Origin of the sequence: Paenibacillus sonchi, assembly GCF_016772475.1 — a bacterium.
GTDB classification, from domain to species: domain Bacteria; phylum Bacillota; class Bacilli; order Paenibacillales; family Paenibacillaceae; genus Paenibacillus_AQ; species Paenibacillus_AQ sonchi.
The window spans coordinates 5,126,654-5,150,665 of sequence record NZ_CP068595.1 but is presented as its reverse complement, the minus strand read 5'-3'; the positions used below and the strand labels follow the sequence as shown (position 1 = coordinate 5,150,665).

The following is a 24,012-nucleotide window of genomic DNA, read 5'->3' as shown; positions in this document are numbered from 1 at the left end:
CTCTGATGTGTCCCGTAACGGATACATTCATCTGTCTTTAGTATAGAGAAGGAAATGTCATCCCAGTAAGGCATAAACATCAACGATGCAGTATGACATATATCATACCTTACGATGGGTCCATAGGATGAACAACCCACACAGGTAAAGTCTTTGTTTTTAGGAAAATGATCTAAGTATCGGGATGACACTTGATTTGATCTAGAAGCAGCAACAAGGTGATAGACGATGTGTGGATAATTCCCACTATTACTGAGCTGTAAATAGAATTTAAATCATTTCTCCTTCAAACAAGAGGTAGAATGATGTTCTCGAATTGACGGAGCATGTAGGATTAAATCGGCTTGTTTGAGACCTAAGTGTCCTACCAAAAAAGCCTCGGCCTGTGGTCTCTGCCTCCATTGTAGAAGCTTCGGATTCACAAGCCAAGACATTTTCATTCATGGTAGTGGCTGTCAGGCCATGTTAGTTTGGGACATCACCTGTTTTTTGCCTATTAATATTTTTTAATTTTTACGTGATCTTAGTGTGATCAGCATTATCAGTCCAACACATACAATTAAAGTAAAAATAACAGGAATATTAAAGAAAGTATTTGTACTTTTAATTTTCTCGCTTGCTATCGGTTGTCCTGAGTAGTTAGCTTGGTCAGAATTGGACGATTTTTCATCGCGAGAATTAATTACTTTTTCCTTAAGGTCAGTAAAACTCGTATTTTCTCCTTGTTTCAATGTAAGAGCTGAATTTTCCCTTAACGGAGTAAACTGAGGATCCTGCTCACTTACAATTCCTGCTACATGGGTGGAGATATCGTAAATTAATTTTGCATCTCTAAGCTGACGCTGTTGGATGGTAGATTTAAAAAGCTTCTCAAAATCAAGGTCACTTGAAATTCTTAATACTTTCCATACACCCGCTGAATCTGCTTCAGCGAAGACTATCCCCGCTGGCTTAGAATTCACCGTAATCGGAAATATATATCCTGAAAATTTTAAAGAGCTCTCTATCGAGTTCGCGGCTTTAATATATCGTTTGAATGAAAAACATAATAAGGATATCCATCACCTAATGTAGCTAAGTTTGCATCATCAGATTCTTCTAAACCAAACTGTGTCTTCTGCTGTTCTATGGATGGAATATACGATTTAAAATCATCTTCAACACTCTTTTTAATCTCAGGAGGGATCTCTGAAGCCTCGGCGTAAGCACTACCAAAAATTGATATACACATCATCATTAGGACAACAAATAACCCAAGTGTTTTTTTTCTCATTATTTAGCCCCCTAATTAAGATACATAAATATTATAAACAGACTCATTCCAAAAAAATGAAGAATTGTTCAAGAAATTCGAATAGCTCATAATATTATAATTTGAATTTCCTGGCCAAGGATCAATATAATAGAGGTCTTGTTTGCTACTGTTCGTATCTTCATAATAACCTCGAATTGTATACATATGACCACCGCCAGATTTCCAAATGATGCCTGAAATTATGGGTTGATTATTACTAGTTTGATTCGCAACAGTTTGAAAACTCAAGGAGCTTCCCGTCGTAGAACTAACATTCCAGTGCTGTAAACCCTGTTTCACATCAGCTACTGTACCCGCTTGGTTAACCACACCACCTTTTACATAATTAACAAAGTCACTCTGAGTGGGCGGAGTTCCTAAAAAATCGATAACCCCAACGGAGGACGCAACCCAGCACCAATTTGTCTGTTCTTGTTTAACAACTGGAACCGATAAAGTAATGTATGATACATAAGCCGAAACAGAACTGCTAACCATTAAAGCGGCAGTAATAGCTAGAATAAAAGTAAAAGAGCTCTTCTTTATTTTTCTCATTATACTCATACTTTAACCTCCTAGAATTATTCATAGGTTAATTTGACAGTCGGCCGACTGATCCAAAATCCTACGAGTCAATGGTATGTCAATTCCTTTTTTTAGGTAAATAGGTATAAAGTATTCTTTTTAAAATATATTAGTTTTTTCTTTTTATTGGTATTTTCTAAAATTACGCTTTTCTCCAAAGTAGGCTCAAAACCGTGACCTGCAGGAAAACCAGGTACGCAGATAAAATACCAAAAACCGCAGGTAAGGTCGCGATGACCGGTTCCTGCGGTTTGTTCTGCATTCATGTCTACAGAGATACGAACCAATTCAATTAACCTGCCGGGAATTTTCCTCACGGTATTCCGTCGGTGTTTTGCCGGTGGCTTTTTTGAACACCTGTGTAAAATAACGCGGGTCCTGGTAGCCGACTAACGGCGCAACCTGATAAACCTTAACATTGCTGTTCTGCAAAATATATTTGGCTTTCTCCATCCGGCAGTGTGTAACGAACTCCAGGAAGGTATAGCCGGAGATTTGCTTGAACAGCGTACAGAAATGGCTGATGCTCAGATCCGCTACCTCCGCCACCTCTTCTATGCTGAGATCCTTGTGGTAGTTGGCTTCTATATACCGCATCGATTTTTCGACCACGCTCCGGCCATCCTCGCGGGTGGCTGACTTATTGCTTCCCAGCATCCACTTGCTGAATTCCATTTTCAGTGCCGCGATCATCGCAGAAAGTGTGCCCAGACCGTGCAGCCTGCTCAGCAGCCCCTCCAGCGACCAGTCTGTATGCATATTGAGGTGCTCAAATTGTCTGTACAGGACGACAATCATCTCCATGATGAGCCTCTCGGCCAGCTCCTGCGGAAGCCCCTGGGCTTCAATGAAAGCTGACATTTCATCAAATAAGGACAGCATCCGTTCCAGATTCACCGTCCGGATACTCTCGATGAGGGCAAGCTCCAGCTCCTTCGGATATTTTACTTCCCGGCTGCCGCTCGCCGCCGTCTCCTCATTGATGAACACTCCCGCCTGACCTGAATAAAACCGCTGGTACAGCGCTTTGCAAGCGAGCGGGTATACCGTGCTTAACTGGTCAATGCCCCGGGTGATGCGGCTGATGCCTACCGAGCATTCCAGCTTGGAATATTTCCTGATCCCGGAAATCAGCTGCTCGCCCAGTTCTTTGCTGACACTGCCAAGACTACCGGGGAAGAGCAGAATCCACTCCCCGTTATAGAACGGGAACACGGACAGCACTCCGTTCTCCAGCGACCATTCCTCCAGAATGTTCCTTACTGCGAACAGCCAGAGCCGCTTCTCCTCCACGCTCCACTGCGCCGTCAAGGAAGCGTAATTATCCAGCCGGACCACGGCCATGAAATACTCGCCCTCCAGCTCGCTGTTCTCCAGCCACTTCAGATGCTGAAGCGGACGCGGATTGCCGAGTGTGAACTCGGCATACATCCGCTCGCGGGCCAGCATGGACAAGGTCTGCACCGAGAGCATCAGCTGCTCATTCTCCTTCTGGCGCTTGAGCCTGGCTATGGCCCGGGTCAGCATTTCTGTCAATTCGTCATGATCGATCGGCTTCAGCAAATAGTCAAAGGCCCCCTGGCGCAGCGCTTCCCGGGCATACTCAAACTCTCCGTAGCCGCTGATGAAAATAAAGATCAGCTTGCTGCTGCGCGGCAGCACCTCCTTCATCAGCGCGATGCCGTCGATGACCGGCATACGGATATCGCTGATGATAATCTGCGGGGCCGTCTCTTCGATCAACTGCAGCGCCGCTTCTCCATTCCGCGCTTCCCCCGCAATGGCAAGGCCCAGCTCTTCCCAAGGGATGGCGACCTTCAAGCTCCGCAGAATGATCGGCTCATCATCCACCAGCAGCACTTTGTATTTCTCCTGTGTTGCACCCATTTTAAGACCCCCCCAGGCTTATTGAATGGCCGAGCTCAGAATCAATTTCCAATATTGTCTCGATGCAGCCTGCAGCTCCTTCAGCGCCGCATCCCCCTGCAAGCCGCCGTCAATCATTTCTTCAATGACACTCAGGAACGTTTTTTTAACCTCGGGCGACAGAAGATTGTCATAAGGCACGAAGCTCTGCTGATTGTTCTCCATCAGCTCCATCACTTGGGCAAAAACCGGCCCTGTTTTATTCGGGTCAAAGGTAATGCGCATGGACGGAATTCTCAGCCCTTCATACACAATCCGCTTCTGAGTCTCCTGGGTATAGAGCGCCTTCATCAGCTCCAGCGCTGCCTCCCGCTTCGCACCTGTCAGACTGGAGGACAGTCCGATCCCTATCGTATATCCGCCGGCAATGGAGGCTTTCTCACCACCGTCCAGTGCGGGGAACGGGATGACTCCCACCTCGTTCTGAAAATCCGCCGGCGCGTTCTCCCCGGAGAACAGATTAATATCCCAGTTGCCGTTCAAATACATAGCGGCTTTGCCGCTTGTGAACTGGCGGACTGCATTTTCCGTTGAGGTATTATTGGAGTCCGGGCTGAACGCATTCTCATGGACCCATTGACCGAAATGCCGGAAGGCCTGTTTATAATAGCTGTTCCCGAAGCTGGCTCCATCCTTGCCCGTAACCAGCTTCTGAATCAGGTCCGGACCGGCGTACCGGTCCATTAAATAATGGGCGAATATCCCTGCGGGCCAGCGGTCTTCATTGCCGAGCGCAAACGGAATGTACCCCTGCAGCTTCAGTTGAACGATCGCCGAGTCCAGTTCTGCCAGCGTCCCGGGCACTTTAATACCCAGCTTATTGAAGACCGTCCGGTTATAATAGAGCGGCTCCGCATTGCCTTCAATCGGCAATCCGTAGATATGATTGTTGAACGTCCACAGGTGCAAATCCTTGAACTGGTCCTTCAGGCCGTTCTCCTGTGCAAAATCCGTCAAATCCATCAGGCGGTTGGAGCGCACATAAGGTTCAATCTCTGCGCCTCCGAACAGCACGAACATATCCGGGGGCGTGCCGGTAACCATCTCGCTTTTCAGCTTCTGCTCACGGTGTATCGTCTGGTCCAGCCCCTCAAAATTCACTTTTACATTAGGGTGCGCCCCCTGATACTCCTTCACAACCTCCTCAAAAATGGCGAGCAGCGGCCGGTCATGCTCCTTGATCCAGAAGTGCCGGAAGGTCAGTGTAATTTTTTCCTGTGAATTATCCTCTATCGGTTCTCTGCCGCCTTGCATAATGTACAGGACCGCTCCGGACATGAGAACAATGTACAACAGAATCCAGCCCCATTTGGTCAGCCATCTTTGCACCATCTGCTTTTTGGTCATCCCGTCCGCTCCCTTCATGGCAGAATTCTCGGAATACGGATGCAAATCGTTGACCCGAAGCCGGGGGAGGAGCAGACCACAATCCCGTAAGGATTGCCGAACCGGATATTCAGCCGCTCATGCACATTTTTGAGTCCAACCCCGCTGTCGCTGTATTTTTTCGGATTGGTCCGTTCCTTATTCCATAGACTCATCAAGGTGGCAAGCTCAAAGCCCGGTCCGTTGTCCTTCACGATGATGATCAGATCCTTTCCCGTCTCCTCCGCAGAGATTGTAATCACCCCATGCTCCTCCATCTGTTCAATGGCATGGTACAAAGCGTTCTCAACAATCGGCTGAACAATAAGCTTCTGTGTCATCAGATTTTTTAGCGAAGCCGGAAGCTCCAGGGCATAAGAGAACTTGTCTTCAAAACGGAATTTCTGGATATCCAGATAATGGCGGACATGCTCAAATTCCATCTGCAGCGGAATCAGCTCCTGATTCTGGCTGATGCTGATCCGCAGCAGCCTGCCGAGCGAGACGACCATTTTACTGATATCGCGGTTGCCGGCCAGCACAGCCATGGAGTTAATCGATTCCAGTGAATTATAGATAAAATGGGGATTAATCTGCGCCATCAGCGCCTGCATTTCCGCTTCCTTTTTACGGCCCTGCTCGGTCTGGACCTGTTCGATCAGTTCGCTGATCTGCGAGCTCATCCGGTTAAAGCCGTCAATCAGCGAATCGCTTTCATCATCGGCACGGGCCGGTACGTTAATGGGTGTGAAGATGCCCTGTTTGACCCGCTTCATTCCGTTCACCGCACTATTGATGCTGCGCACCAGCCTGCGAATAAAATAATGGTCGAACAAAAAGGCGGAGATGAGCGAAACCGCACCCAGTATAAGCGCAATATTGCGGATCGACACAGACTCTGAAGAAATCAGATTCATCGGTGTAATCGCTGCCAAATACCAGTCTGCATTATGTGAAGGCAGGAAAGTAATCAGTGATTTCTCCCCTGATAATTGTCAATGTAATAGTCCTGCTCCCGGGTGTAGTTCTCCTGTAAAAAGGGAAAATCCGTCCGCTGTCCGATGTACTCACCGGATTTGTTAAAGACGATATTCCCCTGCTTGTTAACCAGCAGAATATCCCCTTTTTTCAGCGTTGCGGCTTCCCAGAATATCTGATCCAGCAAATCCGGCTTCACATACACCACCAGATAGCCGATATCCTCCAGCGAGTAATAATCCTTAATGATTCTGGCCTGCACCAGCACCGGCTCGCCTGAGGATTCCGAGCCGTTCTCTCCGGGACCGGACCAGACAGGGCGTCCTTCAGCCCCCTCCATCGCCCCATACCAGGTCTGCTTCCGCATATCCGCAAAAGACATGGGCGCATTGTACTGGTACAGCAGACGGTCCTTGCCGTACAGGCTGAACGAGGTGATCATCGGATGGTTGATCAGCAGGTTGTTGATCTCCTGCTTGCGGTCATAGGTCAGCACAAAATCCGGCTGCTTCAGCGACTGCTGAATCGCCGGCTGTGTGATGGCCGAATTCGTAATCGATGAAATTTCACTGAGCGCGAACTTCAGCTTGCGGTCCGTTTCCAGAAGCGAAATCCAATAGAAGTTGCTGGACTTCTTCTCCATGGCGTTGGAGAAGTTAATATAAGTAACACTGCCCATCACAATGACGGGGATGAACACGAGAAGAATAATAGCGAACAATATTTTGCGGCGGAGCTTCATAATCCTACCCTTCCTCCTGCTGTCCTCTGTCCTTATTATTCTTCACGGCAATCCTTATTTCCTGTTAACTCTTGACTGCACCCGAGGTCAGTCCGGCAATGACCCAGCGGCTGAACAGCAGGAATACCACCAGCAGCGGCAGGGTTGCTGTAAAGGTCGCGGACATGATCATTCCATAATCCAAGCCGTCACGTGTAGTGAATAGCTGCTGCAATGCAATCTGAATGGTGAAATGCTCTTTGTTCTTCAGAACGACGAGCGGCCAGAAGAAATCATTCCACACCGTCATAAAGTTCAGAATGCCGAGTGTAGCCATCGCCGGCGTAATGACAGGTATCGCAATATTCCAAAAGATGCGGAAATGGCCCCCGCCGTCGATGCGGCCTGCTTCGATCAGCTCCGTATGTACGGCTGTGGAAATGTACTGGCGCATCCAGAAGATCCCGAACGCGTTGACCATCGCCGGCACGATCAGTGCCTTGAAGCTGTCGATCCAGTGCAGCTTCGCCATAATGACATACGTTGGCAGCACACCGAGCTGCTGGGGTACGAACAATGTGGCAATGACGAAGTAGAACAGCACGTTTTTGAATGGGAATTCGTATTTGGCGAATGCATAACCGGCCAGTGTGCAGAAAAACACGACCGAGATGGTCACCATAGAGGCTACAAACAGGGAGTTGCCCAGCGCCTGGAAGAAATCTGCTTTATCCAGCACACGCTTGAAGTTGTCGATGAACTGGTCACCAATGGTCAGCAGCGGCGGCACATGGAACACAGCACCTTTGTCATTGGTACCCACCACAAACATCCAGTAGAACGGGAAGGTAGATACCAATGCGCCCAGAATCAGCAGAAGATAGAACCAGAACTTGCCGAAGAGGCCAAGATCGTCCGGATTTTTTTTGAACGTACGCAGTGTGCTCACGCTTTTTTCCCTCCTGTATCTCCGCCCATGCGGCTGGAAGCCAGCATATTAAGCAAGGAGAAAATAATCGTGACGAGGAACAGCAGAACTGCCGTAGCTGCCGCTGTGCCAAAGAACCCATTGCGGAAGGCTTCACTGTACAGATAGGTAACCATCGTTATCCCTTCCTGCCGTGTAGAGCCGGTTCCGGACTGGCCCAGGAAGACATAAGGCTCGGTGAAGAGCTGAAGAGCGCCAATCGTGGACAGCAACGTAACAAAAACAATAAATGGCCGGAGAAGCGGCATGGTGATGAACGTAAACTGCTGTCTTCGGTTCGCTCCGTCGATGCGGGCAGCTTCATACAAATCTGTCGGGATGCTCTGCAGACCGGAGAGGAATATAATCGCGTTGTAGCCCGTCCAGCGCCACATGACCATTGTGGAAATGGCAATTTTGACGCCCCACCAGCCGGAGTTGAAGGCCACGCTGTCCAGACCCAGTCCATTCAGCATCCAGTTGATCATCCCGTTATTGCCGAACAGGGTGCTGAATACCAGCGTAACGGCGACGATTGAAGTGATATTCGGCATAAAATAGAGAATCCGGAACGTTTTTTTGAATTTGGTCATGCCGGAATGCAGCAGCACGGCCAGCAGCAGCGCCAGAATGATCTGCGGAACGGTTCCCATAAGGCCCATAATGAGCGTGTTGGAGAACGAAATCCAGAAGGTGGGGTCGCTCGTCACCAGATCATAGTTTTTCATACCGACGAACTTCATGGGACCCAGGGCATCCCATTTGAAAAAGGACAAATAAATCGTAAAAAAAATCGGGTACAGTCCAAATATCGAGAACAGAATAAAGAAAGGAGAAATAAAGGTATACGCAGTAATACGGCTCCGTCTTTGTTCAGTCAAAAAAGGGCGTTTGCTCTCGGCATGTGGACTCGCGAGTACGGGCTCAGCCATGTCACACCTCCAGGGAATATAACGTTTTTAAATCCGGACTCATAGAAGGTGCTTCCCTCCTGAGTCCGGACGAGCAATGATAACTCAATTAAAGACTTAGCCGCGTTCTGCCAGAGTTTTCGCCTGCTTCACGGCTTCATCCCACTCTTTGGCCGGGTCCGCTTTCTTTTCCAGCACGTTTTTCAGTGCATTTTTGAAGAAAGTATCGGTCTGGTCATGCAAAGGTCCGTAGTATACAGGTTTTACACGGTTTGCCGATTTACCGAATTCAACTGCAGTCTGCTGACCGCCGAAGAAATCATCCTTGAAATCCTTGAATGCAGGATCTTCATAGAGCGCTGGAATAGAAGGCATCAGACCTTTGGTTTTGAACGATTCGAGCTGATTGTCCTTGTTCACGAGCCACTGGATGAAGTCATAAGCTTCCTTAGGATGCTTGCCTTCCTTCGGCAGCGTGATGAAGGAGCCGCCCCAGTTGCCTGCACCTTCAGGAAGCTGGGCAATTTTCCACTTGCCGGAGGAGTCAGGAGCATTGCTCTTGATATTTCCCGCCATCCATGCAGGTCCCATAATAACGGCAAAAGAACCGTCATTCATGCCTTGGCCCCACTCAGGAGACCACAGCATGAAGTTGCTGATCCAGCCTTCCTGAATGCCTTTGACTGTGAAATCATAGGCTTTCTTCACCTGCGGATTGGTGTCGCCGATAAATTTGCCGTCCGCTTTGCTGAAATAAATTTCATCATTGGATTGGTCACGCAGCGCGTTGTAAGTCAGGTCGGTCAGATCGACAAAGGGCTTGCCGATTTTATCCTTATACGCTTTAGCTACTGTGGCGAATTTATCCCAGGTATCGATGGCGGCACCGAAGCCGTCAGGGTCCTCCGGCAGTCCGGCCTTTTTAGCCAAGTCTGTGCGGTAGTACACAACGGTTGGACCAATATCTGTCGGGAGGCCCAGCTGGAAGCTGCCGTCCACGGACGAGGCTTGTTTCCATTTCCAATCCAGATAATTGGCTTGAATGTCCTTCGCACCGTAATCATTCAAGTTGTAGAATTTATCCTGCGCACTCAGGAAACGTTCCATGAAACCGATTTCAAGTTGGAAAATATCAGGTGCTCCCGAACCTGCGGACAACGCTGTCGTCAGGTTGTTGTGGTGAGCGGTCTGGTCCCCGGTGTTCTGAATCTTAATCGTAACGTTCGGATGCTCTTTGGTATACGCGTTCGCCAGCTCTTCATAGTTGACGTTGCCCAGTGTCCAGAAAGAGAGCTCAATCTTCTCAGCAGGATCTGCTGCCTTGTCTGTAGCCGGAGCATTTGTGCTTGCTTCCTTGTTACCAGAATTTTCTTTGGTAGTGTTGTCCTTCCCGGCGTTATTGTTCCCCCGCATCCTGCCAGTGAACCTACAAGCAGAACGGCAGCCAGTGACAATGCCAGGTGCTTTGCTTTTCTCATTCCTCTGTACCCCTTTCAAAGGTTTCTTTTACAAGATTTAGTGTACAGCAGGGAATTTGTTTTTTTGAGGAGGCAAACTTCTGATTTATGGTGGAAATCCTTATGAATTATACTTTGTCAAAATAATTACTCCAACAACCTTCATCAAGACAACATTTCGATTTTTCAAATATAGAATCCTATAACAACCGTCACCGCTGCAAAAAATACCATTCACTCTAAGGGCTATTTTCAGTTCACCACTCCTTTAAAACATAATACCCCGCCAGAAATGGCGGGGTACGGTACTCCTGTTATGTTTATTTCAACATTAATGCTATTTTGCAGAATATTCGTCTACGCTGAAGGTTAGGATTTTATCGAAGATTACGTAATCTTTTCGGCTGGTAAATGGCCCCTTGTTATTGTCGTGCTTGTCAATGGCATACGATGCCTTCCCTGTACCGGCTTGCTTATTCTCATACCATGCAATAAAGGAATTTACTTCTTCCATGCTCAGGTCAAACTCTTTTTCAAGGCCGGTGTTCATCGTTACGACCAGGATCGCTCGGTCGCCTGTTGGTTGCTCTGGAGTTGGAGACGGGGTTACAGTTGGTGTTGCTGTTGGTGTTGGTGTTGGTGTTGCCGTTGCTGTTGGTGTTGGTGTTGCTGTTGCCGTTGCTGTTGCTGTTGCCGTTGCTGTTGGTGTTGGTGTTGGTGTTGGTGTTGGCTCAATGGTTGGTTCTGGAGTGACGGTAGGCGTTGGTCCTGGTGTTGAATTATACATTTCAAATGCTCCAAGGGTTACAGCGGTAGTACCATTGTTCATGGTAATATTCAATCGGTACTTTTTATAAGCTACCCCATTCTCGAATGAGAACACCTTTTTGACACCTTTAGCCCAATCCGATATGTTTGCCTGTTTATCAAGTACTACCCAATCAGTTCCATTCCAACCTTCAAACGTCCAATCACGAGGACACTCTTTGGCAAAGCTGACGTCTTCTCCACGTGGCATCAGTTTATATTTATTAACTACGACTGAGGTCTCAAACTCATATGCGATCCACCCAGCCTGTGTTACATTGGATGCCCATCCAACATCATTAGGTTTACCGTCAAAAACACTAAAGGCTTGGTGGTTGGTACTCCAAATACTACTAGCGCTTGCAATTCCAGAAGGAGCCGTGTTAGAAGTCATAACAGGCACTAAATTCACTTCTTCAGTAGTAGCTGCAGTGACTAAAGGTTTAGCCAGTATTACAGTGAAAATTATACAAGATACAACAAGCAAAAAGATCTTCTTCATATGTATTCTCCTTTTAATAGTATACATCAAGCCTACACTATATAAAGGCGAACAAACAGTCTGTTATTCGACAGAAATTTACAATACACTTAAGAGTTATTGAGGAAATATGTGGATTGAAATCAAAGTTATGAACTCCATATCTCTTGTAAGGAAAATTTTCCTGAACGCAAAGAAATACCCCACCATTGCTGGAGGGGTAAGGTACTTCCGTTACGTTTTTTTTAGCTTGGCTGGAATAATGTGTAATTCTATTTTGCAGAATATTCATCCACGCTGAAGGTCAAGATTTTATCGAATATCACATAGTCCTTTCTACTGCTGAAGGGCCCTTTGTTGTTGTCGTGCTTGTTGATTGCATATGAAGCTGTTCCTGTACCGCCCTGCTTATTCTCGTACCAAGTAATGAATGCATTCACTTCGTCCATGCTCAGGTCAAACTCTTTTTCAAGGCCGGTATTCATCGTTACAACCAGGATTGCGCGGTCGCCAGTTGGTTGTTCTGGAGTCGGTGTCGGGGTTACTGTTGGCGTTGGCTCAATGGTTGGTTCTGGTGTAGCAGTAGGTTCTACTGTGGCAGTCGGTGTTGGTTCTGGTGTTGCTGATGGGGTTGAGTACAAGTTGAACTCTGCAATATTTAATGATAACGTTCCTCGTTGGCAAACATATACTTTTTTGACATTAGGAACTGGAGTAGTAAGATTATAAACTCTATTATCGCCAGGTATTACACCACCTATACTCCCCGATAGTTCGTTACCATTTGAATCCATAAATACTATAGAAACTGGAGCTTTATTATCGTAGTTAGGTATAAGCATTTTATATGCATTTATTGTAACAGGACTACTAAAAGAATAGACTAAAGTATCCACAAGGCTACTATCGCTTCTTTCGGTTATTAAAGTAAAATATGTTGACTCATTGTTATCTGTCACTGCTGGAGTCGATCCCTTGATGTTAGTAATACTTGTTGAAGTGCTTAATGCAACTCCATCCAGTAATCCCACTGGACTTTCAGCAGCTTTAATTAAATTAGGTGTAACGATTAGGATAAGTAAACATAGAACTATGAAACCAATTACTTTCTTCTTCATTAAATCCATCTCCTTTAATATGTATGCACCAAGCCTACACTAAATAAAGGCGAACAAACAGTCTGTTTATCAACAGAAATTTACAATACACTGAAGGGTTATTGAGGAAATGTATGGATAGAAATCAGGGATATGCTCTATATCACTGGTAAGGAGGTTCTCTTTCTATTACAAAAACTCAGGGATACGTCATGGAGAGAAACTGAAACAACCAGGCTTCCATATCACGATGCAGGATTTCTGCCGGATTTGTGCCGATCATATCATAATCGTCATTATCAGTTATATCTCTTAAAACTGTTCATGTAATTTCATCTCATAATTTTGTAATTTTAGTCACATACACATAATGGCATTTTATTGTATTTTTTTGTTGGGATAATTTTCTTTATTTAGTTTTTTATCCTAAAATAATGATTTGGAGGGATAACAATGTTAAAGGGAAGAAAGTTTAAAGGCATGATGGTAATGTTACTGTCGGTATGTTTGGTATTTGTTTTCAGTAGTTCAGTTTTTGCTGCACAAACAAACACAGGAACATATTCCTTCACAGGAAAGTCTGAAGCAATTATTACTTATACCAACATTACTAATCCTAGTATTAATGTTACGACAACCCCGACATCCGGTACTTCTGACCTTATTGTTCAACTCCAACAAAATATAAATGGAACATGGACAAATGCTGTTTCAAGCTGGAATAGTGGGACAACCACTGATACTTGCGCTTTGAACTATAATGGTACAGGTACTTTCCGTATTGTATTTACTACCAACAACAATACTTCAACATTGCAAGGGTCATACTCAATAACTAAATGGTGATTGGGATGTGTATCAAAGAGGATCTCTACTCGATAGAGATTCTCTTTTTTTATACTTGTATATTTTATGTCCTCCTTGGGTGGATTGATATGTACGTAGTTGTTGACTCTCTAGAAAGAGATGCAGAAGTTTCGCCTGTCGCTTACGCCTTATACTCAGTAAGTGTCTCCGAAGCTAACCCAAATGCTGTACAGGTCCCCTTGAATCAACTTAGGGCTGACGAGACATTCCACGCCCTATGGATTAATCCGCTGCACACAGGTATACTGATTTTAATTCCCGCCCCCTTATCCATGCATAAGGGCAGGCGTGGAACCCATAAGTCCTTCTAATTTATCAAAGGAGAGTATTTTTATATGCCTATCAACCGCCCTTTGCTGACCGACAGCGATTTCCAGGAAGCCGTTGACCGCAAGCTTCCGGTTCGGGTCTTCGAGGATGATCATCTGGTGAATTCCGGGGCAACCGTCATCCGGTTCACCGATTCGGATGTAGTGATCCAATCCCGGGTCAGCGACTTAGCTTATTATTCCCGCAGCACCTGCCAGTTTTACGAGGTCAGACCTTAGTTTAGCTTGCCTGTTAGAAAACTGCACAAAGAAGCCGGACAATCCGACCTTGGGGCGGATGATCCGGCTTCTATCTTTTGCATCATTATAGGCTGCGCTAAAAATGCTTCTGTTATTTCTTCATCCCGCTGTGGGCCTTCAGCTTCTCGTTCAGAATTTCCTGAAAGCTCAGCGTTGTGTCATCGGACCTTTGCGGCTTCGGATCGGTCACGGGCTGAGGTCTGAAATATTGATGGTTGAAAGCCATAAGATTATGTACTGTCATACTCATTTAAGTTCAACCTCCTTGGAATAGGTTCGACCATATTTGCGTACCTCCGCATCATCTTAACCCTTATATACCCCGTGTTTTCCAATCCTAAACAGTTTTATTTCACATTAAGGAAAAAAATAATAAAACAGCAGCGCCATACCTTCATCAAATAACGAATTCTTTGGAATTCCGCAGCGCAAAAAATAACAATCATAAATATAGGCTGTTATGGTATAATTACCCTGCTCTGCACTCCAATATAGGATATGAGTTCGGAAACACAAGTAACGGAGGGAAATCATGTTCAAATTTTTCGGTTTCTTGCTGCTGTACCGCCTGGTGGGCAATCCTTTTCTGGCCCTAATTATTCTGCTGGTTATCCTGTATTTTCTGGACCGCCGATATGTTGGCATACTTCCCAGCTTCACCAAGCCATTCCGCCGGAGCCGGCAGATTTCCAAGCTGCGGACCACGATTTCACTGAATCCAAATGATGTATCGGCCAAATTCGATCTGGCCAGACTGCTGATTGAGCGCAAGCGTTACAGTGAAGCCAAGGAGCTGCTTGTACAAATTGCCGACCGCTATGAGCAGTCTGCCGAATACTGGGTGGAGCTGGGTTATGCGAATCTGAAGCTGGGGCATCTGCCTGAAGGCGAGGCACAGATGCTGCAAGGGCTGGAGATCAACCGCAAGGCCCAATACGGGCAACCCTACCTCCGTCTCGCAGAAGTATTCCGCAATATTGACCACAACAAAGCCCTGCAATATGTAACCCAGTTTCAGGAGATTCAATCCTCCTCCAGTGAAGCGTATTATCTCGCAGGTTCCATGTACAAGGCGCTGGGGAGAAAGGAGGATGCCAAACGGGCTTTTAACGAATCGACTGCCGTTTACCGTTCACTGCCCAAATATAAGAAGCGCCAGGAGCGCGGCTGGGCGCTGCGCAGCTACTTCGCTAAGATGCGATAGACCTTTCTGCTACATACTATATAAACCAAAAGAACCTCCGGCCAGCACGGGTAAGTGCACCGGAGGTTTTTGGGTTATTGTACGGGTATAGCCATTTCAAGCTAAGGAATATACAATTTAAAGCCGTCTGTTCCTGATCATTCAGCAAGTGAAACCAGATTACATATCCAGTGTTTTCGGTGTGTCAGCAGAGGCTGAACCGCTGAACGGCCACCAGTTCGCCCGGCCGAACATGCGCACCATTACCGGCACGAAGAACGGCAGGAACACCAGCGCGTACAGCGCCAGACCTGATAGTACGACCGTAGCGATCTGCATCATCGACAGTACCCCGGACGGATACATCGAGGCGAATGTTCCGCCCAGAATGACTACTGCTGACAGAATTACCGTCCCCATGTTCCGCATGGCGTGCAGGATCGCTTCACGCACATCCCAGGTTTTGTTCTCATTGAATCGGTCCATGAGGAAAATGCTGTAGTCAACCCCGAGTGCAATCAGCATCACAAAGCTGAAGAATGGCGTCGTCCAGGTGATTCCTGAATAATCCAGCAAATGCACGAAGATGGCCTCGGTCACACCCAGTGCTGTGAAATAAGTGATCAGCAGCGAAACAATCAGGTACAAAGGCATAATAATCGAGCGCAGCAGCACGACCAGGATGATGAAGATACCGCCCAGCATCAGTACTACTGTCCGCATATAATCCTCATTGGATATTTTCTGCAGGTCGCTGTAGGTGCTGCTGACCCCGCTAATGGCTGTTTCTGCATTCTCCAGCTTCGTGCCTTTCACGGCACGGTCTACCGCTGCCTGGATATCCCCCATGCTGTCGATTGCCTTTGCGCTGTAAGGATTGGCAGCGAATACCACATCCAGAGTCATCACTTTGCGGTCAGAGGACAGATAATTATCAAATACCTGCTGAATGCCGCCCTCTTTCAGCGCCTCCTCCGGCACCAGGAACCCGCTCAGCTCATCATCCTTGGCATTCTGAATCTGTTTGAGGTAATCCTGTGCAGAATTTAGCCCGCCTGTGATCTGCTTCAAGCCGTCGGCACTGTCGCTGAGACCGTCCGTCAACTTGCCGATTTGTCCGGTAAGCTGTCCGAACCCGTCTGCCAGCTGCTGCTGCCCTCCCTGGAGCTGATCCAGACCACTGGAAATCGAAGGTATCTTATCTACAATCTGTCCTTGTCCGGCTGCCGCCTGATTCAATCCGGACTGCAGCCGGCCGATGCCGGCCACCAGCTTGCTAAGTCCCTGCGCCAATGCCGTCTGGCCCGCTGCCGCTTTGGCATAACCGGCATTGGCTTCGTTAAGGCCCGCTGCGGCACCCTTCAGCTGCCCGGAAATCTGGCCCAGACCGCCAGCCAGCTTTGCTGCCCCCGTTCCGCTCTGTGTTACGGTGCCTTTAATCGTCTGGTAGTTCACATCCTGCAGAAGATCAGGATGTGCGGCCTCAAGACCGGTAAAAGATGCATCCAGACCGGCCAGCGCCGAGGCCACCCCTTGAAGCTGGGTTTGAAGCTGCCCAAGCCCCCCATTCAGCGCAGTCAGACCTGCACCGATTTTCTGGTAGCCTGCCAGCAGCGATGCATTGGCATCGGCCAGCTGCTTGGCGCTGGCCGCCGCCTGGGCCAGCCCTGCTTTGATCTCACCGGCTCCTGAGGAGCCGCTTTTGATGCCGCTCTCGATGCGCGACAGGCCGTCGCCCAGCGCATCGATGCCTTTTTTCAGCTCGGCCGTGCCTTCAGTCAGCTTCGCACTGCCCGATACGGCTTCATTCAGCTTAGGCTCGTTCCCTTTAAGCTGCTTGCTGGCTTCCTCAAGACCTGATTGAATCTTGGTCAGCCCTACATTGCTCTGGCTGAGGCCGTTGGTGAGCGCAGCCACTTGAGTCGGGATCAGGAAGTCATTGATTTGCTCCCCGGTTGGACGGGACATGCTGCGGACCGCTTTGACGCCGTCCACCTTCTCCAGCTCACGGCTGATCTTCTCCGCTAACCCCATGTACTCGGAGGTATCCATGCGGTCATCATTTTTGATCACAATCTTGCCGGGCATGGACTCACCCGGACCGAAGCTGTCAGAGATAATGTTGAAGCCTTTGACCGAGGCATAGCCGGGTCCAATTTCATCCATGCTGTTGAAGCTCAGCTTGCCGCTGTAGGTCAGCAGGAAAGGAACCACCACCACTGCCACAATCAGCAGCGCCGCCCAGGGTCTTTTTCGAGAAAAAGAACCCGCTGCGCCCCAAATCCGGCTCTCACTGTGCTCCAGCTTGCTGCTTGACGGCCAGAACAGCTTTTTGCCCAGCACCGCCATGAAGAATGGAACTACGGTCACAAGCGCCAGCAGCATTACGGCAATCCCTACCGCCACCGCCACCGCAGAACGGTAGAGCATGAACTTGGACAACCCGATGGCCAGGAAACCGACAAATACGGCAAGCCCTGAATAGAATACCGTACCTCCCGCCTTGCGGTAAGTAGAAATAATGGCACTACGGGTGTCCTCCGCAGAGGCCAGCTCTTCCTTGAACCGGCTGATCAGCAGAATGCAGTAATCCGTCCCGATCCCGAACATTACCGCAACCATAAAGATCTGCGTAAAGGTCGATAAGGGGAAATTAAACCGGTCCACCAGGAAGGCCACTATAGACTGCGATACAATATAGCTGAGTCCCACGGTCAACAGCGGCACAAACGGTGCGACGAAGGACCGGAACACAACGAATAAAATCAGCAAAATGAAGATAACGGTAATGTATTCCGATTTCTTCAGCCCGGCTTCCGAACTGACAATGGTATCCTCGGTAATAAGCCCCTCACTGGTCAAATAATGATCTGCACTGACGCCGCTAAGCAGCTTATCCACCTGGTCCGGCAATTGTTTGACAGCTTCCTCCCCGCCGTTCACCATCAGTGCGGCCATGATCGTTTTGCCGTCCTTGGCGATAAGAGTGTCCTTCAATTCCTCCTGGGAAAAAGGATCGGTGATGGAGTTAATTTTGAGCGCCACCTTCTCCGCCGCAAGCTTCTCGACCCCTTGTTTAATGCTCTCTGTATCTTCAGCGGCAAGCCCATCCGGCTTGTTAAAAACTAACGCCACTTGATGCAGCGTCTCCCCGCCCTTAGCGTCGGCGACCTCCTTCATGATTTCAGCAGCCCTGGTAGAAGTATAGCCGTCCGGAACGGAAATCTGCCCCTTCTCACGCACCAGGTCAGACATGCCCGGAGCAGTCATAAATAACACAACCGCTGCGGCAAGCCATACGGCTATAATAGCCCATCTTGCTTTAAGTATGGTCTTCAATTGTTTCTCCCCCTGTCTCCTGCATTAATAAGGCCAGCTTCTCAAACATCGTGATGAATTTCTCGATATCCTGCTCCTCAAAGTGGGAGAAATAAGGAGAAATAACCTCCTGTACCTGCTTCTCTGCCGCATGATAGGTGCTTCTGCCCTTCTCAGTCAGCGACAAATAGACTTGCCGGCGGTCGTTCTCATCCCGGGTCCGCTCAATAAATCCGGCTTCCGCCAGCCTATTGATAATCGCAGTAATGGAACTTTTACCCACTGCAACTGCCTCCGCTAAAAAAGTGGAAGTACAAAGCTCCTGGCTGTTGATCAGCCGCATAATCAGAAATTGATCATTGGTCAGGCATTCAGCCATGTTGTCTTTGATCTGCGCATTAATCTGCCGGGTCACCCCCATATAAGCATCTATGTAGCGGTCAATCCAATGCTGTGGCTCTCCTTTCATAGTCCCTCACCTCCCCGCATTGATAATAGTTCGTCTCTTGAATAGTTTCACAGTAAAACTATATGAGCTGCTGCCCAAAAAGTCAATCCATTTTCAGCATCGGGTCAGAAGGACAAATCAATATCACGACAACAACTCCCGCAAAAGATTTACAAGAGCAAAGCACCTTACGGGTGATAATCACTCACCTGAGGTTAGTCCTAACGGGACATTGCTTGTTGTACAACCTCACGGTTTACTATTGGCCTAAGAGTGCCAGATTCAAAGGTACTTTTACCTCTTATTCCAACGTACAGTGGAGCCCCTTGCTTACCTGTCATCCAGCTTTCATGATCCGCTTTTTTTACATTGTATTGTTTCCATCAATAAAAACATACCAGCCTTCGACGCCTCAACAAAGGCATTTCTGCCGTTGTTTCCGGCCCACATTCGACCTTTAGCCGAATCAAACAAAAAAAGCCACCCCGCATTATAGCAATGCGAAATGGCTTGCGCCTGATGCTGCCGCTGCGCTCTAAGCACATTCAGACAGTGTTCCTTAATCCTCATCCTCGTCTTCTTCAACCTCATAGACACAGCGGAACATTTCAATGCCGGCGGGACTCTCCCCGAGGCTGTAAACCATAAAGCCCAGGTTCCGGTAAAAATCTGCGGCAATCTCGTCTTCCGTCTCCGCCAGCAGATACCGCGGATTGCGGGCAGCCAGCAGCTCCAGAATGATCCCCCGCGCATAGCCTTTGCCCCTGTTCTCCGGGAGCACAGCGATGTGGCGGATCTCCAGCGAGCCATCTTCGGTTTCCTCAAAACCTACCAGTCCTATGAGCAAACCTTCCTCTTCCCATCCAAAAAGCTGCAGCGCTGCCTTGCTGCCATACTCCACCGAGGTGCGCCACAGCGCATCCGGCTCATCGATGACGGCATAAGCCAGCAGCTCCTTCACTTCATCCGTATCCGTACGCTGTTTCAAATCTACCAGCATTTGCAGACTTGCTCCTCTCCATAGTTCCGCTATATCCTCATTTTGAAGCTCATCACTCCGGCTTACCTTTTACCCTTTAAAAACACGCTCCACAGCAGGATGTACCCGCACAAAACGCCCGCCAGATTAAGCAGCAAATCGTCAATGTCAAAGCTGCCGACCCGAAGCAGCATCTGCATCGTCTCCAGCAACAGTATGCCCAAGGCTGAGACGAAGAGCAGCGAAATGACAGAGCGCAGGCTTTTCCTCAACAAAGGCAGCAGAACACCAAATGGCACAAAGACAATAACATTGCCCAGCAGATTAATTAGCCTTCGAGGGAAAGAAACTCCGTTATCCAGATCAAAGTACAGTTTAATGGTACGCAGCGGCTCCAGGTTATAGCGGAAAGGCCCGTCCGTGTGTACCGACCGTCCAAACCCGATAAACATCCAGTACACCAGGGCGGCACTATACGCGATTAGCAGGATCAGCAGCATTGCCCTGCCTAATCCCCTCGGCTGCGCCGGTGTATGCCTCTTTCCGCTCCTCGGGCGGGGGTTCCCCTGCTTCCGGCTGCTACTCGCCGTGTTCACGCTCAATAATTTCAATGCTGCCATCCTGTTTGCCGATAATCGCCAGAGCAGCAATGCCAATGAACAGCCCGTGTTCAACCACACCGGTGATGTTCTGCAAGGACGCCGCGAGTTCAGATGCTGAAGCAATCGTTCCGAACCGGCAGTCCGCAATGTAATTGCCATTGTCGGTCTTGTACAGCCCGTCCCCGCTGCGCCGCAGCTCCACTGTGCAGCCCAGCTTGGCCAGATCAGCGACGGTCCATTCCCAGGCAAAAGGAACAATCTCCACCGGGAGCGGAAATTGCCCGAGCGTACCGACAGCCTTGCTCTCGTCCGCCACCACGATCATCCGCTTGCTGCCCCGGGCGACGATCTTCTCACGCAGCAGCGCCCCGCCGCCGCCCTTGATCAGCTCCAGGTCGTGATTCAGCTCATCGGCCCCGTCAATGGTCAAATCAAGACCATCAATATCACCGAAGCCGACCAGAGGGATACCCAGCTCGCGGGCCTGCTCTTCCGAGGCTACAGAAGTTGCTACAGCGGTGATCTTCAGCCCTTCTTGTACGCGTTCACCCAGCTTGCGGATGGCCCAGTATGCTGTAGAACCGGTACCCAGCCCCACCTTCATCCCGTCGACCACATATTCCACTGCCTTTTCGGCTGCGAGCTGCTTCACATTGATACTCATTTTTATTACCCCCATCTATCCGTTATAATGTCTCGTAGTACTATTAACCATTACTGCCAGGAGGTTTCCCGTATGAGAACTGAACAACAGATCCAGTCCAAAATTAACGAACTGACCCTGCAAAAAAGGTCCCTTGAATCCCGCCTGGCCCCGCTGCCCGAGGGCAGCCCCCAGCGGGAACCGCTGAATGCCCAGCTGAACCGGCTTGAGGATATGCTCCTGATGCTGGAATGGGTGCTGGATGCACCAGCCGGGAAATACCACGCGTAAGGCGCAGGTCAGGACAAGCTTTTGCCGTAGCAGAGACTGTCAGGATCGCCTATATAAGGGCCAAACAAGTCAATCGGCCGGTAGCCGTGCTTCTCATAGAGCGCAATCGCTTCCGGCTGCTTGATGCCTGTCTCCAGCCTGATCTCTCTGCAGCCCGCCGCTCTCGCTTTCTGCTCCAAATCCAGCAGCATGCGGTTAGCAATCCCCTGCTTGCGGGTATCCGGGTCTACATAGAAACGCTTCAGCTCCATCACCGATGAATCCGGGTCAAGCGGCCGCAGGCCTCCGCAGCCTACCGGCTTGTCTCCTGCATAAGCCACCACGAAGGTCATTTCCCGCACTTTGGGGTCCGAAAAATCAACAACATAGATGGTTTCATGCGGATACCTTGCTTTCAGTTCGACATCGAGACGGTCAATTAACGCCCTCAACTCCCTGCTCTCAGGCTCCACCACTACAAAATTCACTTCGCTATTCGAGATCATCCCGTGCCTCGCTCTCATCCGGTTGTTTCGCCAGCTTCCGCCGCTTTTCTTAATTCATTATATATCACTATAGCGTTTTAGTGTTTCCTCATATAAATCGGCGTTATCCTTCTCAAAACAGATAAATTCGATCCGTTGCAGCGGCAGTCCTCCGGAATCGCGTTCCTTAACATAGTCAACCACAGTCCTTAGCGCAGTTTGGCAGGCCAGGGCTTTGGGGAAATTATAAACTCCCGTGCTGATGTTCGGAAAAGCAATGCTCCGGGCCCCTTGGGTGCATGCGGCATCCAGACTGTTCAGGTAGCATCTGGCTAAAGTGGCAATTTCACCAGCGTCTCCCCCTTTCCAAATCGGTCCTACTGTATGTATGATCCCCAGCAGCGGAAGCTTCCCGGCACATGTAACGGCTGCTTCACCGGGCAGAATCCCGCCTTGCTTGCGGCGGATCGCTGCACACTCCTCGGCAATCTGCGGTCCGCCTGCACGGTGAATCGCACCGTCCACCCCGCCGCCGCCAAAAAGGCCCGAATTCGACGCATTTACAATCATGTCCCCCTGCCAGGACGTAATATCCCCTTGGCAGGCGGAAATGGCCACTTGGTTAATGATGATTAGCATGTCCCGTTTCCTCCTTCACGGCCGTTTCCAGACGGAGGATGAGCTCCTGTTCCCCCTTGCTGGCGGCCTTGTCCTGGAACGAAGCCGGGAAAATCGACTCACCCCGCAGGGCAGACTGCCGGATACTGCCGAGCATCCAGTTCTGCGCGTCCGAGAGCGCCATTTCTCCGCTTCCGGCAGGAACACGGCAGAGAGCTATGGTCTTGTCGACCTCGCCGCTCGCTGGCTGCCCTTCGGTGCGGGCGCGTACGGTGAATTGGAACAAAGGAACTGCTTCCGGCCGTTCTTCATTATAGGAAAAGGCCTGATAATAGACGGAATACATTAAACTGCTGATACGCCCCGCTGAGTCATCAGCCTCCTGCTGGGCAATCAGCCTGCTGTTCTGGTAAGCCATAACTCCGGCTGCAAATAATAGAAAGACAATAACTCCCGCGAAAACCATAAACATATCTGACACCTGCCGTTTCAGCTGGATATGGGCAACACCGCTTCTATATTATCACGTTATTATCACGTTGAGAACGTGTCAGGGAATGGGCCTATGCGCTGAATTAAACAATTTCGCCCGCCAGCCTATAAAGTTATTTTGAAATATTCATATTAACAGTTGAAACTTCCTGCAGCTTGATCCATAATGAAGTGGTGTTGAACGTTTGTCAATCCATATCAAACCAAGGGAGGATACCACGAAATGAAGTTTTTCTTGGATACCGGAAATATTGAGGAAATCAAACGTATTACCCGCCTCGGATTAGTGGATGGCGTAACGACAAATCCGTCGCTTATCGCCAAAGAAGGCAGACTTTTCAAAGATGTAATCAAAGAGATCGTCGCCATTGTGCCAGGCCCGGTCAGCGCCGAGGTTATTGGTCTGAAGGCTGAAGAAATGCTGAAGGAAGCTTACGAAATTGCAGAATGGGCTCCGAATGTTGTCATCAAGCTGCCAATGACTGAAGATGGTCTGGAAGCTTGTTATGAATTAACCAAAAAAGGCATCAAAACCAACGTTACCCTCATCTTCTCCGCAGCACAGGGCCTGATGGCCGCCAAAGCCGGGGCTACCTATATCAGCCCGTTCGTCGGACGTCTGGATGATATCGGTGTTGACGGCATGAAGCTGATCTCGGATTTGAAGACCATTCTGACCAATTACGGCCTTCAATCGGAAATTATCGCCGCCAGCATCCGCAATATTGCCCATGTAGAGCAGGCAGCCATTGCCGGAGCGCATATCGCAACCATCCCGGGCTCACTCCTGCCTTCCCTGTGGAAGCATCCGCTGACAGACAACGGTATCGAACGTTTCCTGAAAGACTGGGAGAAAGTTCCGCAAGCCTAAGTATAGGTTCAAATATTGATTATAAGCCTTTTCCCGCAGCTGCGGGGAGAGGCTTTTTTGAATTCCATACAGCCTTTA

Annotated in this window: 25 protein-coding genes and 1 pseudogene; 5 read left to right on the top strand and 21 right to left on the bottom strand. The window is 48.8% G+C overall.

Annotated features, from left to right (window positions below):
- Positions 1-506: 506 nt before the first annotated feature.
- The 12 genes and pseudogenes from JI735_RS22965 to JI735_RS36185 form a co-directional block, all read right to left on the bottom strand.
- Positions 507-962, bottom strand: a complete 456-nt coding sequence (locus tag JI735_RS22965; protein ID WP_039839227.1) for a hypothetical protein — start codon at positions 960-962, stop codon at positions 507-509.
- 41 nt (positions 963-1,003) lie between these two features.
- Entirely contained in the window at positions 1,004-1,273 is a 270-nt protein-coding gene (locus JI735_RS22960) for a hypothetical protein (RefSeq protein ID WP_039839229.1), read from the bottom strand.
- Positions 1,274-1,288: 15 nt separating this feature from the next.
- Positions 1,289-1,858 carry a C39 family peptidase gene (locus JI735_RS22955; RefSeq protein ID WP_051052291.1) on the bottom strand — a complete coding sequence of 190 codons (570 nt, stop codon included), beginning with the start codon at positions 1,856-1,858 and terminating at the stop codon, positions 1,289-1,291.
- Positions 1,859-1,950: 92 nt separating this feature from the next.
- Positions 1,951-2,145 (bottom strand): hypothetical protein, encoded by a 195-nt coding sequence (locus tag JI735_RS22950; protein WP_202676477.1) that lies wholly within the window; start codon positions 2,143-2,145, stop codon positions 1,951-1,953.
- A gap of 22 nt (positions 2,146-2,167) precedes the next feature.
- Positions 2,168-3,766, bottom strand: a complete 1,599-nt coding sequence (locus JI735_RS22945) for a response regulator (RefSeq protein ID WP_039839234.1) — start codon at positions 3,764-3,766, stop codon at positions 2,168-2,170.
- Positions 3,767-3,784: 18 nt separating this feature from the next.
- On the bottom strand, positions 3,785-5,152 hold the full coding sequence (locus JI735_RS22940) for an ABC transporter substrate-binding protein (protein WP_083886950.1): 1,368 nt from the start codon (positions 5,150-5,152) through the stop codon (positions 3,785-3,787).
- A gap of 14 nt (positions 5,153-5,166) precedes the next feature.
- Positions 5,167-6,890, bottom strand: a pseudogene (locus JI735_RS22935) (cache domain-containing sensor histidine kinase).
- A 64-nt stretch (positions 6,891-6,954) separates the two neighbouring features.
- Complete coding sequence (locus JI735_RS22930; protein WP_039839236.1) at positions 6,955-7,818, bottom strand: carbohydrate ABC transporter permease; 864 nt, start codon at positions 7,816-7,818, stop codon at positions 6,955-6,957.
- Positions 7,815-8,768: a carbohydrate ABC transporter permease gene (locus JI735_RS22925; protein WP_039839238.1), complete on the bottom strand. Its 954-nt coding sequence runs from the start codon at positions 8,766-8,768 to the stop codon at positions 7,815-7,817. Before JI735_RS22925 ends, JI735_RS22930 begins: the two co-directional genes overlap by 4 nt.
- Before the next feature lie 96 nt (positions 8,769-8,864).
- Positions 8,865-10,160 carry an extracellular solute-binding protein gene (locus tag JI735_RS22920; protein WP_233476018.1) on the bottom strand — a complete coding sequence of 432 codons (1,296 nt, stop codon included), beginning with the start codon at positions 10,158-10,160 and terminating at the stop codon, positions 8,865-8,867.
- 381 nt (positions 10,161-10,541) lie between these two features.
- Positions 10,542-11,513, bottom strand: coding sequence for a discoidin domain-containing protein (locus JI735_RS36190; protein ID WP_233476017.1), 972 nt, complete (start codon positions 11,511-11,513; stop codon positions 10,542-10,544).
- Between the two features lie 251 nt (positions 11,514-11,764).
- On the bottom strand, positions 11,765-12,610 hold the full coding sequence (locus JI735_RS36185; RefSeq protein WP_233476016.1) for a hypothetical protein: 846 nt from the start codon (positions 12,608-12,610) through the stop codon (positions 11,765-11,767).
- A gap of 432 nt (positions 12,611-13,042) precedes the next feature.
- Between JI735_RS36185 and JI735_RS22905 the strand changes: the two genes are divergently transcribed.
- Complete coding sequence (locus JI735_RS22905) at positions 13,043-13,435, top strand: hypothetical protein (protein ID WP_157771509.1); 393 nt, start codon at positions 13,043-13,045, stop codon at positions 13,433-13,435.
- A 356-nt stretch (positions 13,436-13,791) separates the two neighbouring features.
- Positions 13,792-14,004, top strand: coding sequence for a hypothetical protein (locus JI735_RS22900; protein ID WP_020431845.1), 213 nt, complete (start codon positions 13,792-13,794; stop codon positions 14,002-14,004).
- A gap of 112 nt (positions 14,005-14,116) precedes the next feature.
- Here the strand turns inward: JI735_RS22900 and JI735_RS22895 are convergent, their stop codons facing one another.
- Positions 14,117-14,275: a hypothetical protein gene (locus JI735_RS22895; RefSeq protein WP_020431843.1), complete on the bottom strand. Its 159-nt coding sequence runs from the start codon at positions 14,273-14,275 to the stop codon at positions 14,117-14,119.
- Between the two features lie 282 nt (positions 14,276-14,557).
- On the opposite strand from JI735_RS22895, the gene JI735_RS22890 reads away from it, so the two are divergent.
- Complete coding sequence (locus JI735_RS22890) at positions 14,558-15,229, top strand: tetratricopeptide repeat protein (RefSeq protein WP_039839251.1); 672 nt, start codon at positions 14,558-14,560, stop codon at positions 15,227-15,229.
- 159 nt (positions 15,230-15,388) lie between these two features.
- On the opposite strand, the gene JI735_RS22885 is transcribed toward JI735_RS22890, so the two are convergent.
- The 5 genes from JI735_RS22885 to rpiA all read right to left on the bottom strand — a co-directional run bounded on the left by JI735_RS22885 (position 15,389) and on the right by rpiA (position 21,219).
- The gene (locus tag JI735_RS22885) at positions 15,389-18,547 is read right to left on the bottom strand and encodes an MMPL family transporter (RefSeq protein ID WP_202676476.1); all 3,159 of its coding nucleotides are present in this window, start codon (positions 18,545-18,547) and stop codon (positions 15,389-15,391) included.
- Positions 18,531-18,995 (bottom strand): MarR family winged helix-turn-helix transcriptional regulator, encoded by a 465-nt coding sequence (locus tag JI735_RS22880; RefSeq protein WP_202676475.1) that lies wholly within the window; start codon positions 18,993-18,995, stop codon positions 18,531-18,533. Before JI735_RS22880 ends, JI735_RS22885 begins: the two co-directional genes overlap by 17 nt.
- 538 nt (positions 18,996-19,533) lie before the next feature.
- Positions 19,534-19,974, bottom strand: coding sequence for a GNAT family N-acetyltransferase (locus JI735_RS22875; protein WP_020431828.1), 441 nt, complete (start codon positions 19,972-19,974; stop codon positions 19,534-19,536).
- A gap of 62 nt (positions 19,975-20,036) precedes the next feature.
- Entirely contained in the window at positions 20,037-20,453 is a 417-nt protein-coding gene (locus JI735_RS22870) for a VanZ family protein (protein ID WP_039839259.1), read from the bottom strand.
- Positions 20,454-20,532: 79 nt separating this feature from the next.
- Entirely contained in the window at positions 20,533-21,219 is a 687-nt protein-coding gene (rpiA, locus tag JI735_RS22865; RefSeq protein ID WP_039839261.1) for a ribose-5-phosphate isomerase RpiA, read from the bottom strand.
- A gap of 72 nt (positions 21,220-21,291) precedes the next feature.
- Between rpiA and JI735_RS22860 the strand changes: the two genes are divergently transcribed.
- Complete coding sequence (locus tag JI735_RS22860; RefSeq protein ID WP_039839262.1) at positions 21,292-21,489, top strand: hypothetical protein; 198 nt, start codon at positions 21,292-21,294, stop codon at positions 21,487-21,489.
- Positions 21,490-21,497: 8 nt separating this feature from the next.
- Here JI735_RS22860 and JI735_RS22855 read toward each other — a convergent pair whose 3' ends face one another.
- From JI735_RS22855 to JI735_RS22845, 3 genes are read right to left on the bottom strand one after another with little or no spacing between them, the layout of a single operon-like run.
- Complete coding sequence (locus tag JI735_RS22855) at positions 21,498-21,992, bottom strand: GNAT family N-acetyltransferase (RefSeq protein ID WP_233476015.1); 495 nt, start codon at positions 21,990-21,992, stop codon at positions 21,498-21,500.
- Positions 21,993-22,031: 39 nt separating this feature from the next.
- On the bottom strand, positions 22,032-22,592 hold the full coding sequence (locus JI735_RS22850) for a macro domain-containing protein (RefSeq protein WP_039839264.1): 561 nt from the start codon (positions 22,590-22,592) through the stop codon (positions 22,032-22,034).
- A complete protein-coding gene (locus JI735_RS22845; RefSeq protein ID WP_039839265.1) occupies positions 22,576-23,043 on the bottom strand; it encodes a hypothetical protein in 468 nt (155 codons plus the stop codon). The genes JI735_RS22850 and JI735_RS22845 overlap by 17 nt, the downstream gene beginning before the upstream one ends.
- 243 nt (positions 23,044-23,286) lie before the next feature.
- Here JI735_RS22845 and fsa point away from each other — a divergent pair, with 243 nt between their 5' ends.
- A complete protein-coding gene (gene fsa, locus JI735_RS22840; protein ID WP_020431819.1) occupies positions 23,287-23,934 on the top strand; it encodes a fructose-6-phosphate aldolase in 648 nt (215 codons plus the stop codon).
- The last annotated feature ends 78 nt before the right edge of the window (positions 23,935-24,012 follow it).

What these genes read in the sequence shown, in the direction of transcription:
- JI735_RS22960 (WP_039839229.1), bottom strand. Translation starts at nt 1,273, where the DNA reads ATGAGAAAAAAAACACTTGGGTTATTTGTTGTCCTAATGATGATGTGT.
- JI735_RS22955 (WP_051052291.1), bottom strand. Translation starts at nt 1,858, where the DNA reads ATGAGTATAATGAGAAAAATAAAGAAGAGCTCTTTTACTTTTATTCTA.
- JI735_RS22950 (WP_202676477.1), bottom strand. Translation starts at nt 2,145, where the DNA reads ATGAATGCAGAACAAACCGCAGGAACCGGTCATCGCGACCTTACCTGC.
- JI735_RS22945 (WP_039839234.1), bottom strand. Translation starts at nt 3,766, where the DNA reads ATGGGTGCAACACAGGAGAAATACAAAGTGCTGCTGGTGGATGATGAG.
- JI735_RS22940 (WP_083886950.1), bottom strand. Translation starts at nt 5,152, where the DNA reads ATGACCAAAAAGCAGATGGTGCAAAGATGGCTGACCAAATGGGGCTGG.
- JI735_RS22925 (WP_039839238.1), bottom strand. Translation starts at nt 8,768, where the DNA reads ATGGCTGAGCCCGTACTCGCGAGTCCACATGCCGAGAGCAAACGCCCT.
- JI735_RS22920 (WP_233476018.1), bottom strand. Translation starts at nt 10,160, where the DNA reads ATGCGGGGGAACAATAACGCCGGGAAGGACAACACTACCAAAGAAAAT.
- JI735_RS36190 (WP_233476017.1), bottom strand. Translation starts at nt 11,513, where the DNA reads ATGAAGAAGATCTTTTTGCTTGTTGTATCTTGTATAATTTTCACTGTA.
- JI735_RS36185 (WP_233476016.1), bottom strand. Translation starts at nt 12,610, where the DNA reads ATGAAGAAGAAAGTAATTGGTTTCATAGTTCTATGTTTACTTATCCTA.
- JI735_RS22905 (WP_157771509.1), top strand. Translation starts at nt 13,043, where the DNA reads ATGTTAAAGGGAAGAAAGTTTAAAGGCATGATGGTAATGTTACTGTCG.
- JI735_RS22900 (WP_020431845.1), top strand. Translation starts at nt 13,792, where the DNA reads ATGCCTATCAACCGCCCTTTGCTGACCGACAGCGATTTCCAGGAAGCC.
- JI735_RS22895 (WP_020431843.1), bottom strand. Translation starts at nt 14,275, where the DNA reads ATGAGTATGACAGTACATAATCTTATGGCTTTCAACCATCAATATTTC.
- JI735_RS22890 (WP_039839251.1), top strand. Translation starts at nt 14,558, where the DNA reads ATGTTCAAATTTTTCGGTTTCTTGCTGCTGTACCGCCTGGTGGGCAAT.
- JI735_RS22880 (WP_202676475.1), bottom strand. Translation starts at nt 18,995, where the DNA reads ATGAAAGGAGAGCCACAGCATTGGATTGACCGCTACATAGATGCTTAT.
- JI735_RS22875 (WP_020431828.1), bottom strand. Translation starts at nt 19,974, where the DNA reads ATGCTGGTAGATTTGAAACAGCGTACGGATACGGATGAAGTGAAGGAG.
- JI735_RS22870 (WP_039839259.1), bottom strand. Translation starts at nt 20,453, where the DNA reads ATGCTGCTGATCCTGCTAATCGCGTATAGTGCCGCCCTGGTGTACTGG.
- rpiA (WP_039839261.1), bottom strand. Translation starts at nt 21,219, where the DNA reads ATGAGTATCAATGTGAAGCAGCTCGCAGCCGAAAAGGCAGTGGAATAT.
- JI735_RS22860 (WP_039839262.1), top strand. Translation starts at nt 21,292, where the DNA reads ATGAGAACTGAACAACAGATCCAGTCCAAAATTAACGAACTGACCCTG.
- JI735_RS22855 (WP_233476015.1), bottom strand. Translation starts at nt 21,992, where the DNA reads ATGAGAGCGAGGCACGGGATGATCTCGAATAGCGAAGTGAATTTTGTA.
- JI735_RS22850 (WP_039839264.1), bottom strand. Translation starts at nt 22,592, where the DNA reads ATGCTAATCATCATTAACCAAGTGGCCATTTCCGCCTGCCAAGGGGAT.
- JI735_RS22845 (WP_039839265.1), bottom strand. Translation starts at nt 23,043, where the DNA reads ATGTTTATGGTTTTCGCGGGAGTTATTGTCTTTCTATTATTTGCAGCC.
- fsa (WP_020431819.1), top strand. Translation starts at nt 23,287, where the DNA reads ATGAAGTTTTTCTTGGATACCGGAAATATTGAGGAAATCAAACGTATT.